The organism is Curtobacterium sp. MCPF17_046 (genome assembly GCF_003224295.1).
Taxonomy (GTDB): Bacteria; Actinomycetota; Actinomycetes; order Actinomycetales; family Microbacteriaceae; genus Curtobacterium.
Map to the genome: position 1 here is coordinate 36,532 of NZ_QKLB01000009.1, position 14,617 is coordinate 51,148.

The 14,617-nt window shown below is 72.3% G+C and carries 14 protein-coding genes; 7 read left to right on the forward strand and 7 right to left on the reverse strand.

Translation table 11 applies throughout. The annotated features are described in order from the left end of the window. Nucleotides 1-33 precede the first annotated feature (33 nt). Together purD and DEJ32_RS09665 are read left to right on the forward strand one after the other, a co-directional pair. The gene (gene purD, locus DEJ32_RS09660; RefSeq protein ID WP_110890732.1) at nucleotides 34-1,302 is read left to right on the forward strand and encodes a phosphoribosylamine--glycine ligase; all 1,269 of its coding nucleotides are present in this window, start codon (nucleotides 34-36) and stop codon (nucleotides 1,300-1,302) included. Continuing rightward, complete coding sequence (locus DEJ32_RS09665; protein ID WP_110901110.1) at nucleotides 1,299-2,177, forward strand: phosphoribosylaminoimidazolesuccinocarboxamide synthase; 879 nt, start codon at nucleotides 1,299-1,301, stop codon at nucleotides 2,175-2,177. Before purD ends, DEJ32_RS09665 begins: the two co-directional genes overlap by 4 nt. 116 nt (nucleotides 2,178-2,293) lie before the next feature. Here DEJ32_RS09665 and DEJ32_RS09670 read toward each other — a convergent pair whose 3' ends face one another. From DEJ32_RS09670 to DEJ32_RS09680, 3 genes are all read right to left on the reverse strand, one after another. After that, nucleotides 2,294-3,496 (reverse strand): GAF domain-containing SpoIIE family protein phosphatase, encoded by a 1,203-nt coding sequence (locus DEJ32_RS09670; RefSeq protein ID WP_110901111.1) that lies wholly within the window; start codon nucleotides 3,494-3,496, stop codon nucleotides 2,294-2,296. Between the two features lie 125 nt (nucleotides 3,497-3,621). Further along, the gene (gene lepB, locus DEJ32_RS09675; protein WP_110901112.1) at nucleotides 3,622-4,254 is read right to left on the reverse strand and encodes a signal peptidase I; all 633 of its coding nucleotides are present in this window, start codon (nucleotides 4,252-4,254) and stop codon (nucleotides 3,622-3,624) included. Beyond that, nucleotides 4,251-4,781 carry a hypothetical protein gene (locus tag DEJ32_RS09680; RefSeq protein WP_110890736.1) on the reverse strand — a complete coding sequence of 177 codons (531 nt, stop codon included), beginning with the start codon at nucleotides 4,779-4,781 and terminating at the stop codon, nucleotides 4,251-4,253. Before DEJ32_RS09680 ends, lepB begins: the two co-directional genes overlap by 4 nt. A gap of 106 nt (nucleotides 4,782-4,887) precedes the next feature. On the opposite strand from DEJ32_RS09680, the gene DEJ32_RS09685 reads away from it, so the two are divergent. From DEJ32_RS09685 to DEJ32_RS09695, 3 genes are all read left to right on the forward strand, one after another. Next, entirely contained in the window at nucleotides 4,888-5,667 is a 780-nt protein-coding gene (locus tag DEJ32_RS09685) for an SDR family oxidoreductase (RefSeq protein ID WP_110901186.1), read from the forward strand. A 44-nt stretch (nucleotides 5,668-5,711) separates the two neighbouring features. Then, on the forward strand, nucleotides 5,712-6,611 hold the full coding sequence (locus tag DEJ32_RS09690; RefSeq protein WP_110901113.1) for a VOC family protein: 900 nt from the start codon (nucleotides 5,712-5,714) through the stop codon (nucleotides 6,609-6,611). A 66-nt stretch (nucleotides 6,612-6,677) separates the two neighbouring features. Next, complete coding sequence (locus DEJ32_RS09695; RefSeq protein ID WP_110901114.1) at nucleotides 6,678-7,244, forward strand: GNAT family N-acetyltransferase; 567 nt, start codon at nucleotides 6,678-6,680, stop codon at nucleotides 7,242-7,244. Nucleotides 7,245-7,392: 148 nt separating this feature from the next. On the opposite strand, the gene DEJ32_RS09700 is transcribed toward DEJ32_RS09695, so the two are convergent. Further along, on the reverse strand, nucleotides 7,393-8,898 hold the full coding sequence (locus tag DEJ32_RS09700) for a catalase (RefSeq protein WP_110901115.1): 1,506 nt from the start codon (nucleotides 8,896-8,898) through the stop codon (nucleotides 7,393-7,395). Nucleotides 8,899-9,019: 121 nt separating this feature from the next. Next, on the reverse strand, nucleotides 9,020-9,544 hold the full coding sequence (locus DEJ32_RS09705; protein WP_110901116.1) for a Fur family transcriptional regulator: 525 nt from the start codon (nucleotides 9,542-9,544) through the stop codon (nucleotides 9,020-9,022). A 165-nt stretch (nucleotides 9,545-9,709) separates the two neighbouring features. Between DEJ32_RS09705 and DEJ32_RS09710 the strand changes: the two genes are divergently transcribed. Beyond that, nucleotides 9,710-11,050: an acyltransferase gene (locus tag DEJ32_RS09710; protein ID WP_110901117.1), complete on the forward strand. Its 1,341-nt coding sequence runs from the start codon at nucleotides 9,710-9,712 to the stop codon at nucleotides 11,048-11,050. A gap of 138 nt (nucleotides 11,051-11,188) precedes the next feature. Then, complete coding sequence (locus tag DEJ32_RS09715) at nucleotides 11,189-12,007, forward strand: cytochrome c oxidase assembly protein (protein WP_110901118.1); 819 nt, start codon at nucleotides 11,189-11,191, stop codon at nucleotides 12,005-12,007. Nucleotides 12,008-12,249: 242 nt separating this feature from the next. Here the strand turns inward: DEJ32_RS09715 and DEJ32_RS09720 are convergent, their stop codons facing one another. Continuing rightward, complete coding sequence (locus DEJ32_RS09720) at nucleotides 12,250-13,947, reverse strand: DHA2 family efflux MFS transporter permease subunit (protein ID WP_375342316.1); 1,698 nt, start codon at nucleotides 13,945-13,947, stop codon at nucleotides 12,250-12,252. Beyond that, on the reverse strand, nucleotides 13,944-14,552 hold the full coding sequence (locus DEJ32_RS09725; protein ID WP_258368977.1) for a PadR family transcriptional regulator: 609 nt from the start codon (nucleotides 14,550-14,552) through the stop codon (nucleotides 13,944-13,946). The genes DEJ32_RS09720 and DEJ32_RS09725 overlap by 4 nt, the downstream gene beginning before the upstream one ends. Nucleotides 14,553-14,617: the final 65 nt, after the last annotated feature.

Below are 14,617 nucleotides of genomic sequence, written 5' to 3' on the forward strand. Positions count from 1 at the left end.
CGGACGGCTCATCGGGCTCGGTAGGGTGATCGGGTGCGAATCCTCGTCCTCGGTTCCGGTGCCCGCGAGCACGCGATCATCACGGCCCTCCTGGCAGAACAGGCCGGGCACGTCATCACGGCAGCGCCGGGGAACGCCGGCATCGCCGCCGACGTGGAGACGGTGTCGCTCGACCCCACGAACGGCGCACTCGTGGCGGAGTACGCGCTCGAGAACGACGTCGAACTCGTCGTCGTCGGACCGGAAGCGCCCCTCATCGCCGGCGTCGCCGACCCGCTCCGCACCCGCGGCATCCCGGTGTTCGGTCCCGGCAAGGCCGCCGCGCAGCTCGAGGGGTCGAAGGCCTTCGCCAAGCGCGTCATGGCCGAGGCCGGCGTCCCGACCGGACGTCCCGTGTCCGCCGGCACGGTGGACGAGGCAGTGGCGGCGCTCGACGAGCTCGGTGCTCCGTACGTCGTCAAGGCGGACGGGCTCGCGGCGGGCAAGGGCGTCCTGGTGACCGAGGACCGCCAGGCGGCGATCGACCACGCGACCTACTGGCTGCAGCACGGACACGTCGTGGTCGAGGAGTTCCTCGACGGGGAAGAGGTCTCGCTGTTCTTCCTCAGCGACGGGCACGACGTCCGACCGCTGTCGCCCGCGCAGGACTACAAGCGACTGTCCGACGGTGACCTCGGACCGAACACCGGCGGCATGGGCGCGTACTCGCCGCTGCCGTGGCTCGACGACCGCTGGGGATCCGAGCAGGCCTTCGTGGACGAGGTCACCGAACTGGTCGCCCTGCCCACCGTCCGCCAGCTCGAGCACGAGGGCACGCCCTTCGTCGGACTGCTCTACTGCGGGCTGATCGTCACCGAGCAGGGCGTGCGGGTGATCGAGTTCAACGCCCGCTTCGGCGACCCCGAGACCCAGGTGGTGCTCCCCCGCCTCGCGACCCCGCTGAGCGGCCTGCTGCTCGCCGCCGCGTCGGGGCAGCTCGGCTCCACGCCGCGACCGGAGTTCCGCGACCAGGCGGCCGTCACGGTCGTCCTGGCCAGCGAGGGCTACCCGGAGAGCCCGGTCACCGGCCGGACGATCACGGGTGTCGACGCCGCGAACGCCCGCGACGGCGTCGCCGTGCTGCACGCGGCGACGGGCGCCCTCGACGGCGACCTCGTCGCGACCGGCGGCCGGGTGCTCAGCGTCGTCGCCACCGGCGCCGACTTCGCCGAAGCGCGCGACCGCGCCTACGCCGGCCTGCACGACATCACGCTCCCCGGCGCGCAGTTCCGCACCGACATCGCCGCGAAGGTCGTCCGATGAGCGCCGCCCCGGACGTCCAGGGCTGGCGACACGTCTCCTCCGGCAAGGTCCGCGAACTGTACGTGCCCGCGTCGACGGCCGACGTCGCCGGTGCCACCGAGCTGCTCCTCGTCGCGTCCGACCGCGTGAGCGCCTACGACTTCGCGCTCGAGCCGCCGATCCCGGGCAAGGGCGAGCTCCTCACCCGGTTGTCGCGCTTCTGGTTCGACCAGCTGCGTGACGTCCCGAACCACCTGCTCACCCCGAGCGGGACGACGACGCCCGTCCCGGCATCCGTCGAGGCACGCTCCATGCACGTCATGCCGCTGCGGATGTTCCCCGTGGAGTGCGTCGTGCGGGGGTACCTGGTCGGCAGCGGCTGGGCCGAGTACCAGGAGACCGGCAGTGTCTGCGGTGTACAGCTGCCCGCCGGGCTGGCGAACGGTGACCGCCTGCCGGAGCCCATCTACACGCCCGCGTACAAGGCCCCGCAGGGTGAGCACGACGAGAACATCTCGTTCGAGCGCACCGAGGAACTCGTCGGCCCCGCGGACGCCGCATCGCTGCGTGACCTGTCCCTCGCCGTCTACTCCGAGGCGGCGGCGATCGCCCTGCAGCGCGGTGTGGTCATCGCGGACACGAAGTTCGAGTTCGGCCGTGACGCCGACGGCCTGATCCGGATCGCGGACGAGGTCCTGACGAGCGACTCGAGCCGCTACTGGGACGCAGCGGCGTACGAGTCGGGCAACCGGACGGACTCGTTCGACAAGCAGATCGTCCGTGACTGGCTCAGCGCGAACTGGGACCGCACCGGCGCCCCGCCCGTGCTGCCGGACGAGGTCGTCGAGCGGACGGCCGCGCGCTACCGCGAGCTGATCGAGCGCCTCGGCGCCTGACCGCGTACCGCCCGGCGGGAGACCGACCGGGCAGGCGGCTGATCGGGCAGGCAGCCGATCGAGCAGGCAGCCGGCCGCGCTGCCAGCCGGTCACGCTGCCATCCGGTCAGGCCGGGTCAGGCGTCGCGGGACACGACCACGACGGTCAGGTCGTCACCCGGGTCGTGTTCGAGCGCCCGGCCCCGGACACCGGCCAGGAACGTCGACAGGTCCGGCGACTTCCGGTGGAGCGCACCGAGCCGGGAGAGCGACGCCAGGGTCGAGTCCCACAGCTCGAGGGCGCCGTCGCTGACGAGCAGCAGGGTGTCACCCGGTTCCAGGACGAGTTCCCCCGCCGCGCGGTCCATCCCGATCGGGTGCAGGCCGACCGGCAGGTCGAGCGACCGCAGCACGGTCTCGGTGCCGTCGGCGTGCAGGTGCAGGACGAGTCCGTGCCCGGCGTCGACGAACGCCAGCCGACCGGTCGCCGTGTCGAGCCGCCCGTGGAACAGGGTCGCGAAGGCCTCGGCGGCGCTGAGGTCCGGGGCGACCTGCTCCTCGAGCCCGGCGACCGCGGTGGACGGGTCCTCGTGCCGGCGGGCGATCAGGGCGCCGCGCATGCCGGCCGCGAGCAGTCCGGCGGCCATGCCCTTCCCCATCACGTCCGCGATGGTGAGGTCCACCGTGCCGTCGTCGATGCGCCAGTCGTGGAAGTCGCCCGACACGATGCCGTGCGGGATCGACGTCCCGCCGATGGTCCAGCCGGGCAGGTCGACGGTGTGCGGCTGCAGCCCGGAGAGCACCGTGCGGAGGCGGTCGTCGTCGAGACCGGTGGCGAGTTCGCGCTCCGCCCAGACGCCGAGTTCCTCGAGCAGGGCGACGTCCTCGGGGGCGAGGGCACGCGGGCTCGGGTCGATCAGGCAGAGCGTCCCGACCTTGGTCGCGTCGGCACCGACGTGCAGCGGCACCCCGGCGTAGAAGCGGACGTTCGGGTCGTTGTTCACCATCGGCAGGTCGGAGAAGCGCAGGTCGTCGCGTGCGTCCGGCACGACGACGGGGCCGTCCTGGTCGAGCGTCCGGCCGCAGAACGTGTCCACGAGGGGCGTCGACCCGGGGAACACCTGGTCGGACTGCTGCGACTTGTGGAAGAGCACGTCGTCGCCGGCGAGGTTGAGGAAGGAGCCGGAGACACCGAACGCCTCTCGGGCGATCCGGGTGATGCGCTCGAACCGTTCTTCCGGGCCGCCCTGCACGACGTCGAGTGCGGCGAGCAGCGCAGCACGACGAGCCGCGACGGGAGCGGAAGCGGGGATCGTCTGCTCGACGTGCTCGGTGCTCATGCGACCACGCTAACGCGGATACCGGACAAGCCCTCTCGGAGTTCACGGAACGCATGACCCCAGTCGACGGGCCACGCGCACGACTCCCCCGGCACCGCGCACCGCGCACCGCGCACCGCTCGCGCTCAGTCGGCGTCGGGGACCGCGTCCCACTCGTCGCCGTACCGCGACAGCACCGACCAGCGGTCGACCGGCCAGGTGATCACGAACGCCCGACCGACGACGTCCTCGACCGGCACGTTGCCGTGCACGCGCGAGTCGGCGGAGTTGTACCGGTTGTCACCCATGACCCAGACACGGCCGTCCGGCACCGTGATCGAGAAGTCCTCGCCGGAGACCCGGTTCACGTCCGCCGGCAGGCGCACGTACGGCTCGTCCACCGCGTGCCCGTTGACCGACAGTCGGCCCTGGGCGTCGCAGCACTCGACCCGGTCGCCCGGCAGCCCGATCACGCGCTTGATGAGGTCCTCGCCCTGCCCCGGGGCGAGCCACGCGTTCGGGTCGCGGAACACGACGACGTCACCGCGCTCGAGCGACATGACGTCGGGCACGAGCTCGTTCACGAGGACCCGGTCCCCGACGAGCAGGGTGTCCTCCATCGACTCCGAGGGGATGTAGAACGACCGCACCAGGAACGCCTTCACCAGGAAGGACACGACCAGCGCCGCCACCACGATCACCACGAGGTCGCGCAGGAACCGGGCCGTGGACCGGCCACGGGTCTGCTCGGTCGCGGCCGACGGATCTGTCTCGCTCAATGGGTGACCACGACCTTCACGACGGAGATGACGAGCGCGACGGCGGCGAGCACGAGGCCGCCCCAGAGCCCGAGGAACGACGGCTGCTTGCCGCGGAACCGCTGGAGGAACACCCCGACCAGGCCGATGCGGACGACCAGGATGACGACCGCGGCGGTCTGCGCCCACTCGGCCGGTACCCACCCGATCCACGCGGCCGCGTAGAGGACGGCGGGGATGAGTCCTGAGGTCGCGATCGGGTTGGCGTTCCGGGTGATCACCGCGACGGACTCCCGCCGCGCCGTGTCGTCGGCGGTGTCCCCGATCGCGTGTGCCACGAGGTGCGCGAGCACGTGTGCGAGGTACGTCAGCACCGCCGTCGCGAGCACGGTGAGCACGGCGGCTCCGTGGTGGATCTGCTCGGGCGAGACCGCGATCGCGACGGCGAGCACGGTGATGTTGCCGTAGATGTACGACGACATCCGGTCGCGGACGTGCTCGACCGGCAGGTCCTGGGGGCGTGGGCGACCGCGGCGTTCGGAGGGCATCGGTCCATCTTGGCCCGTCCCCGTCGGGTCGGACCGACGAGCGACCGGGTTCGATGCCAGGGTGGACCGGACCGCGCACCGACGCACGGTCGGGACGGAGGCCCGGATGACGAACCGCAGAGCACTCGCCCTGGTGACCGGGGTGGGCCGCCGCGCCGGCATCGGTGCCGCCATCGCGACCCGTCTGGCGGCGGACGGCTGGGACCTCGCCCTGAGCTGGTGGGGTCCGTACGACGAGCGGGTGCACGGAGCCGCGGACCCGGAGGGGGTGGACGCGGTCGTGTCGGAGTGCGAGGCCGCGGGGGCTGCCGTGACGCGCCTCCCGGTCGACCTGGCCGACGCCGAGCAGGCGGCCGCGCTCGTCGGCCGGGCCGAGGCGGAGGCGGGCGCTCCGGTGACCGCGGTCGTCATGTCGCACTGCGAGTCGGTGGACTCGGACTTCGCGACGACCACTGTCGAGTCGTTCGACAAGCACCTGGCCGTGAACGTGCGGGCTCCGTTCCTCATCGTGCAGGCGTACGCGCGACGGCTCCGCGAGGGGGCCGACGCACCCCTCGACCGGCGACGCGTGATCGCCCTGACGAGCGACCACGTCGGCTTCAACCTGCCGTACGGGACGAGCAAGGGCGCGCTCGACCGACTCGTCGTCGGTGCCGCGATCGAACTCGGGGACGCGCGGGTCAGCGCGAACACGATCAACCCGGGGCCGAACGACACCGGGTGGATGACCGACGAGATCCGGCAGGCCGTCGTGGACCAGACCCCGCTCGGACGAGCGTCGACGCCTCGAGACACGGCCGCGCTCGTCGGCTTCCTGTGCGGGCCGGACGGCGGGTGGGTGAACGGGCAGCTGCTGAAGACCGACGGGGGCTTCAGCGCGAAGTGACGCCTTTCGTTGACGTGTCACCATGATCGGCGCACACTGAGGACATGCACTCGCAGGACCTCCTCGCCGCAGACACCGGGATGGGCGCCGTCACGCTCCGGGTCGCCGACCTCGACGCGATGACGGCGTACTACCGGGACGGCGTCCGTCTGACGGTGCTCGCGCAAGAGGGCGGCCGCGTGGTGCTCGGCCGTCCGGCTGCCGCGGACGCCCCGGGAGGACTCACCGTGCCGGTCCTGGTCCTCGAGCACGAGCCGGCGCTCCGGAACGCCGGCCCGGGGCAGGCCGGCCTGTTCCACACCGCAGTGCTCTTCGACACCCGGGCCGACCTCGCCGCCGCCCTGTACTCCGTCGCCACCGGCTACCCGCAGTCCTTCACCGGCAGCGCCGACCACCTCGTCAGCAACGCCTTCTACTGCACGGATCCCGAGGGCAACGGCGTCGAGCTCTACTGGGACCGCGACCGGACGCAGTGGTCGTGGACGCACGGCTCGGTCGACATGGACACCGTGTACCTCGACCCGAACGCCTTCCTGCAGGAGCACCTGACGGCCGAGGCGCTCGAGCACGCCGGAGCACGACCGGGCCGCGTCGGCCACGTGCACCTGTCGGTCGGTGACGTGGCGTCGGCGAAGGCGTTCTACGTCGACACGCTCGGCTTCGAGACCACCGCGGCGATGGGCGGGCAGGCGTTATTCGTCAGCGCCGGCGGGTACCACCACCACATGGCGATGAACACGTGGAACTCGCGCGGGGCCGGACGGCGACAGCTCGCCCTCGGGCTGGGCCTCGTGCGCATCGAGGTGCCGGCCGCCGACGACCTCGGCGCGCTCACCGCCCGGATGCGCGACGCCGGCGTGCAGACCGCGGACGACGGTCGGACGGTCGCGTTCGAGGACCCCTGGGCGAACCGCATCGAGGTGACGACCGCCGGTCGCGGGTGAGTCCCGACCCACCGGCGGCGAGCCCGGCCCGCGCGGGCGGCCAGGCGCACCCGGCAGGATGGTGCGATGACTGACGACATCCGGTGGGAGGTGGTCGAGGAGAGCGCACTGACGCTCACCGACCACGAAGCGATCGCGGCGATGCTGGCGCAGGCCTTCCCGAGCTGGTCGCACTGGTACGTCGGCGGCCGGAGCTGGGCGGGGATGCAGCCCGAACGCCGGGTGGTCGGTCGCACCGAGGACGGCGTCGTCCTCGCCCACGTCGGCATCCGGCGGATGTTCGTGACGGTCGGCGGCGAGGACGTCCTGGTCGGCGACACCGGCCTGGTCGGGGTCGCACCGCGGCTGCAGGGCACGGGCGTCGGTCGCGAGCTGATGGACCGCGTGCACGACGTCCTCGACGGCCTCCGCGTGCCGTACGGGTTCCTCGGCGCGGGTGAGGACCGGATCCCGTTCTACGCACACATGGGCTGGCACGAGTTCCCCGAGGCGGTCGGCACCTTCAGCGCCTTCACGGCGGACGGCGCCGGCGTCTCGGAGACCGAGCAGGGCGGGTGGATGGTCCGTCCGGTCACGGCCCGGCTCGAGGACTGGCCGGAGGGACCGATCCTCCTCAACGGCCAGCAGGTCTGACGCCGGGGCACCGGACGCAGCCGGACACACGGGAGGCGCGGTGCGAGTCGGACTCGCACCTGGGCCCCCGCCGGCCGGTACCGGAGCGTCGCGCCAGCGGCGGTCCGGCCGTGACCGGCGGGGAGCCTCCCGGCGGTTCCCGCGTCGACTACGCCTCGACGGCGACCGCCTCCGCGTCCTCGTTCGAGCCCGGAGCGGTCGGCACGACGGCGGCGCGCACACGGGCACCGAGGTCGGGGTCGACGTTCGTCCAGTAGGCGAAGACGCGCTCGCGCAGGTCGTCACGCGTCACCTTGGAGACGTGTCCGGCGATGTTGCCGACCAGACGCTCGCGGGCGGCGTCGTCGAGCACCTCGCGGTAGAGCGTGCCGGCTTGACCCCAGTCGTCGTCCTCGGGGTGCAGCGTCGCGGCGGAGCGCTGGAGGGCGCCGTCGGCCTCCCACCCGGGGACGTCGTCCGTCGCGTTCGGGTCGGCGTGCGCCCCACCGAGCGTGTTCGGGGCGTACACCGGCACCTCGGCCTTCTGGAAGTCGAAGCGCATGGCGCCGTCCTTGGAGTACGAGTGCACCTCGTTCTTCGGGGCGTTCACCGGCAGCTGCGCGTGGTTCGTGCCGACGCGGTAGCGGTGGGCGTCCGCGTAGCTGAAGATGCGCGCGAGGAGCATCTTGTCCGGGCTCGCCGCGATGCCGGGCACGAAGTTCGACGGGGCGAAGGTCGCCTGCTCGATCTGCGCGAAGTAGTTCTCCGGGTTGCGGTTGAGCTCCATCGTGCCGACCTCGATGAGCGGGTAGTCCGCGTGCGGCCACACCTTCGTCAGGTCGAACGGGTTGAAGCGGTAGCTCGCGGCGTCCTCGTACGGCATGACCTGCACCTTGAGGGTCCAGCGCGGGGTGTCACCACGCTCGATGGCCTCGTACAGGTCGCGGATGTGGAAGTCCGCGTCCTCGCCGGCGATGCGGTCGGCGTCCTCCTGCGTCAGGGTCGCGTGGCCCTGCTCGGTGAGGAAGTGGTACTTCACCCAGAAGCGCTCGCCCGCGGCGTTGATCCACTGGTAGGTGTGCGACCCGAAGCCGTCCATGTGGCGCCACGACGACGGCAGACCGCGGTCGCCCATGAGCCACGTGACCTGGTGCGCCGACTCCGGGGAGAGGGTCCAGAAGTCCCACTGCATGTCGTGGTTGCGCAGGTGCGAGCCCGGCAGGCGCTTCTGCGAGCGGATGAAGTCGGGGAACTTGATGCCGTCGCGGATGAAGAAGACGGGGGTGTTGTTGCCGACGAGGTCGTAGTTGCCCTCTTCGGTGTAGAACTTCAGCGCGAAGCCACGGGGGTCGCGCCAGGTGTCGGGCGAGCCCTGCTCACCGGCGACGCTCGAGAAGCGGGCGAGCATCTCGGTCTGCTTGCCCGGCTGCAGGAACGCGGCGCGGGTGTACTGCGACACGTCCTGCGTGACGGTGAAGGTACCGAAGGCACCGCCGCCCTTGGCGTGGACGACGCGCTCCGGGACGCGCTCGCGGTTGAACTGCGCGAGCTTCTCGACCAGGTAGTGGTCGTGCAGGGCGAGTGGGCCGTCGGCCCCGACACCCATCGAGTGCTGGTCGCTGGAGACCGGGGCCCCGCTGTTGGTCGTGGTGGTGGGCGTGTTCTGGTCGGACACGGTTCCTCCTAGGTGGAACGGTTGGATCGGTCGGGGTGGCTCGGGTTGGTCTCGGTGGGCGGCGCCGGACAGCGGGCGCGCCTGAGGGGGGCCTGCCGGGAGGCCCGTGCGACGTGGGCGGTCAGCCCACGCCGGGTGCGGCGACGGGAGGCGCAGCCGCGGAAGGCGTGGTCGCGGGAGGCGCGGCTGCAGGAAGCACGGCACCCGTCGGCTCATCGGCCCCGTCCGCCTGTTCCGCCGCAGCGCACTGCTCGCAGATGCCCCAGTAGGTGACCTCGGCGGTGGTGACCGCGAAGCCGTGTGTCTCCGACGGGGTCAGACAAGGTGCGTGACCGACGGCGCAGTCGACGTCGCCGATCGCGCCGCACATGGTGCAGACGATGTGGTGGTGGTTGTCGCCGGTCCGGCGTTCGTACCGGGCGGGGCTGCCGGCCGGCTCGATCCGACGGACGAGCCCGGCGCCGGTCAGCGCGTTGAGGACGCCGTAGACCGCCTGGTGGCTCGTCGTCGGTAGTTCAGCGGCGAGCGCGCTGACCAGGTCGTCCGCCGTGGTGTGCGGGGACGCCTCGATCGCCCGGAGTGCCGCGAGCCGAGGAGCGGTGACCCGGAGTCCGGCTCCGCGGAGGAGTTCGGTGTCGTCGACCATGCGGAGCCTTTCTCTTGCAGCGTTCAAGACAACGCTCACAGTACACGGCGGATACGCTTCCGACGCCAACGCTACATGCGCGTTGCGGAATACGATGTGTCACGATCCGGTCGCGATCAGCTGAGCATCACTCGACGAGGGTGGACCGGCCGGTAGCGTCCAGCCATGTCCATGCAGCAGGCCGGCGCGACGCCGACGAACACCGCTCAGGACGTCCGGGGGACCATCGCGCAGCGGGACCTGGTCGTCGACCTCATCCGGACGGCCTGCGTCGTCCTCGTCGTCGTCGTGCACGTGACGATGGTCGGGGTCGGGTCGGACGAGTCCGGCATCCGGGTCACGAGCCCACTGCAGGAACTGCCCTGGTACGTCGGGGCTACCTGGGTCGGCCAGGTGATGCCGCTGTTCTTCGTGGTCGGCGGGTTCGCGAGCGCCGTCGGATGGCGCAGCACCGTCGCCCGGGCCGGTCACGGCGGCGACCCAGCCCGGGACTTCGTCGCGACCCGGCTCGTCCGGCTGTTCCGCCCCGCGGTCCCGCTCTTCGTGGTGCTCGCCGTCGGCCTCGGCATCGCCACCGCGGTCGGGACGCCCGCCGACCTGCTCGGCGAACTCGCCTTCGGCATCGGGTCCCCGCTGTGGTTCCTGGCGGCGTACGGCATCACGCAGTGCTGCGTCCCGGTCATGGCCCGGCTGCACGCGCGTGCGCCGTGGCGGACCCTGCTCGCGCTGCTCCTGCTCGCGGCCGCGATCGACTCGGTCCGCCTGGCGTCCGGCATCGCCGAGGTCGGCTTGCTCAACCTCGGCCCGGTGTGGCTCTTCGCCCAGCAGCTCGGGTTCCTGTGGGTCGACGGCTGGTTCGCCCGACGGTCCCGGCTCCTGCTGCTCGGCATCGCCGGCCTGGCGTACGCCCTGCTCGTGCCCCTGACGTCCGTCGGCCTCTGGGCACCGGACATGCTGCAGGACCTCAACCCGCCGATGCTCCCGCTGGCGTTCCTCGCCGTCGGGCAAGCGTGCCTCGTCCAGCTCGTGCACGCACCCCTGACGCGACTCATGGCGACCCGCCCCGCACAGGCCGTCGTGTTCCTGCTCGGCCGCGACGGCATGACGATCTACCTCTGGCACCTGCCGCTGTTCATCCTGCTCAATGGGGTCGGCCTGCTCGTGGGGCTGCCGTTCCCCTCGCCGGGTTCGGGCGTCTGGTGGGCCACCCGCCCGGTCGCGGTCGTCGTGCTCCTCGCCGCCACCCTCGGTGTCGCCCGCCTGGTCCGTCGCGCCGACCGGCCCCTCCCCCGCCTGACGCCCGGGTCGGACCGCCCGGCGTGGTCCGTGCTGGCGGCCGGCGCCGTGTGCACGATCGGTCCCGCGTTCGCGGTCATGCAGCTCCACCTCTCCTTCCCGCTGGCGCTCGTCGGAGGGGTCGCGATCCCGCTGGGCGTGTGGCTCCTCACGCGCACGGTGCCGGCGGAGGAGGCGGCGACGCCGGTGCCGAGCGCGGGGCGCATGTAGGGATCCTCATACGCCGGGGCCGTGTCGGGCCTCCCGGCCGGAGGAGGATGACTCCCGCAGCGCGACCCCGGGAGGCACCCCACGCCGTCACCCTCCGAGTTCTGGAGCACCTGGCACGTCGACCCCCTGGCGACGGCGCTGGTCGTCGTCGCGGCAGTCGTCTACGGCCGCTGGGTCCTCGCCGCCCGCCGCCGCGGCGCGCGCTGGCCGTGGTGGCGGACCGCGGCGTTCGTCGCCGCGCTCGGCCTGTTCGCGACGCTGCAGTCCGGCATCGTGGGACAGGACGACCGCCAGCTCCGGTGGGCGTTCGTCCTGCGGCTCGCGACGCTGTTCTTCGCGGTGCCCGCGTTCGCCGCGGCGGCCGGCCCGCTCGCGCTGCTCCGGACGGGAGGCCCGACCCGCCTGTCCGGGGCCGCCGACGCCGTCCTGCGGTCCCGTCCGGCACGGCTGCTCGGCAACGCGATCGTCGCGCCCCTGGTGGCCCTGGCCGTGTTCGGCGTCCTGCTCACCCCGCTGGCGGGCGTGCTGCGGCAGTCGTTCTTCAGCTCCGAAGCGGTGACCGTCCTCGTCCCGGTGCTGGGCTTCCTCCTGTTGGCACCGCTGTCCGAGGTCGGGGTGCTCCACTCCTCCGCCTTCGCGACCGCCGAGTTCCTGCTCGCGTTCGTCGAACTCGTGCTCGATGCCGTGCCCGCGGTCGTGATGCGGGTGAGCGGCCACGTGCTGGACGGTGCCGGCCGGACCACCCTGCACGTGCCGTGGACACCGTCGCCCCTGCAGGACCAGCACCTGGCGGGCGACCTGCTGTGGTTCATCGCCGAGGTCGCGGACGTCCCCGTGCTCATCGCCCTGTTCGTCCGGTGGCAACGCTCGGACCGCCGCGAGGCCAGGGCCGTGGACGACCTGACGGACGAGCAGATGGCGGCGCTGACGCGGGAGCACCTGCGGCGTCGATCCTGACGGGGGCAGTGGGTCCCGCGCTGCCGGGCTCCCGCGGCTCCACGCCCCGCGGCTCCCGCGGCTGCGCGCCCACGGCCGCGCGCTCCAGGGCCGCGCCCCTCGGCTCGGCCGCTGCGCGTCCGGCTGTTCCCCGCCGCCGTGGTCCCGCGGCGCCGTGGCCGCGCCGCCGGCACGACGGAGCCCCGGCCCCTCGTGCGAGGGACCGGGGCTCCGGTGGCGCGACGAGCGCGGGCGTCGTGCGGCTAGGCGCCCGCGTGCTTGCCGTGGTGCTCGGTGGTGGCGAGCTCCTCCTCGGCGGTGGTGGGTGCCGGCGACGAGGCGTGCGCGGCGACGTGGTCCCGCTCCCCCGTCGTGGGACGGCCGCCCGCGACCTGGCCGCCGCCGACCTGACCGCTGTCGGCCTGTCCGGCCTCGACCTGTCCACCGTCGGGCTGCGTGGCGACCGCGCCGGTCTGCTTCCACGCGGCCGTCTGCTTCGGCTTCGTCAGGAACAGTGCCGCGACGATCGCCGCGATGAGCACGACGGCCGGCAGGACCAACGACTGGCCCATCGCCCGCGAGAACGGGTCGAGCAGGAAGCCCGGCAGGGACCCCGTCTGCTCGGCGCTGATGCCGGACCCACCGGACCGGCTGGGGAACTCCGCGCGGATGCGGGCCTCCATGAGGGCAGCGATGCCGGCGGAACCGAGCACCGCACCGATCTGACGGGTGGTGTTGTAGACGCCCGAGCCGGCGCCAGCGAGCCGCGGCGGCAGGTTGCGCGTGGCGGAGACGGAGAGCGGTCCCCACATGCAGGCGTTCGCGAGCCCGAGGAGCGCGCTCGGCAGGAGCACCCAGCCCCAGTCGGCGTTCGCGGCGATGAGGGCGCCGAACCAGAACAGCCCGCCGGAGAAGCAGGCGAGGCCGAACGAGGCGACCCAGCGCGGGCTCCAGATGTTCAGCCGCTTGCCGACGTAGGGCGCGAGCGCGGCCGAGAGGACGGCCTGCGGGACCAGGAGGAGCGCGGCCTGCGTCGGCGAGAACCGGAGCACGTCCTGCGCCCACAGCATGATCGGCAACGCGAAGGACGCGATGGCGACACCGACCGCGGTGATCGCGATGTTCGCGAGGGTGAAGTTGCGGTCCGTGAACAGGCCGAGCGGGAGGAGCGGCTCCCCCTTCTGCACGCCCTGCCAGACGACGAACGCGGCGAGCACCACGATGCCGGCGATGATGAGCGACCAGACGGAGATCGGACCGGTGATGGTGCCCCAGTCGTAGGTCTCGCCCTCCTGGATGCCGAAGACCAGCAGGAAGAGCCCGACCGCGGACAGCACGACGCCGAGCAGGTCGAAGCGGTGGCGGTTCGTGGCGAAGGACGGCACGAACTTCTGCGCGAGGACGAACGCGACGACGCCGACGGGGACGTTCACGAAGAAGATCCACTCCCAGCCGAAGCCGTCGACGAGCAGGCCGCCGAGGATCGGGCCGACGAGCGAGGCGACACCGGCGACGGCACCCCACAGGCCCATGGCGGCACCGCGGTTCTGCGGCGGGAAGATACGGGTGATGACGGCCATCGTCTGCGGGGTCATCATCGCGGCACCGAGGCCCTGCACGACGCGGGCGAGGATGAGCACCTCGATCGAACCGGCGAGCCCGCACCAGAGGCTGGCGAGCGTGAACACGACGAGGCCGACCTGGTACAGCACCTTGGGGCCGAACCGGTCGCCGAGGCGACCGGTGATGAGGAGCGGGACGGCGTACGCGAGCAGGTACGCACTCGTCACCCAGATGACGGCGTTGATGTCGGCGTCGAGGGCCTGGGAGATGGTCGGCGTCGCGACCGAGACGATCGTCGAGTCGACGAGGATCATGAAGAAGCCGACGACGAGTGCCCAGAGCGCTGGCCACGGCTTCTTGCCGTGCTCCAGGTCGGCGGCGGCGGAGGCGGATGTCATCGAGTGGTGTCCTTGCTGTTCTGGAGGTGTTCGTCGGGGAGGGCCGGGCCCTCCCAGGGGATCTGACCGCTGTCGAGGCGGTCGGCGATGGCACTGAGCCACTCGAGTTGCGCGGTGAGCATGGCACGCGCGTACGACACGTCGAGCCAGTAGCGCTCGGCGAGGCCCTTGGCCTGGAGGCTCGTGGCGGCGTCGTCGTACCCGTCGCGCTGCGTGCGCAGTGCGGCGATGCGCGCCCGGAGCGCGGCGACCACGTCCTCGACGGGGAGGTTGTCCACGTGGGACACGGCGAGCCCGAACTGCGGGTACTCGTCCGCCGGCTCGGCGACCATGCGGCGGAGGCCCGCCTCGAGCGCCGTGCGTCCGGCGTCCGTGATCGCGTAGGTGGTCCGTTCGGGCCGGTTGCCCGCACGGTCGGTGCCGACGACCTCGGCGTACCCGAGGTCCGCCAGGCGGCCGACCTGGTGGTACAGCGTGCCCGGTCGGACCTTGACGTTCCGGTCCTCGCGACGCTGCAGCATCGTCTGGAACATCTCGTAGGGGTGCATCGGTGCCTCGGCCAGCAGGCCGAGCGCCGCGAACGCCAGTGGCGTCAGGTCGGGCACGGGACCTCCGGTGTTCGATGCCGATTGTTCGAAGTGGAACATACGCCTTCGAACAGTCATCCACA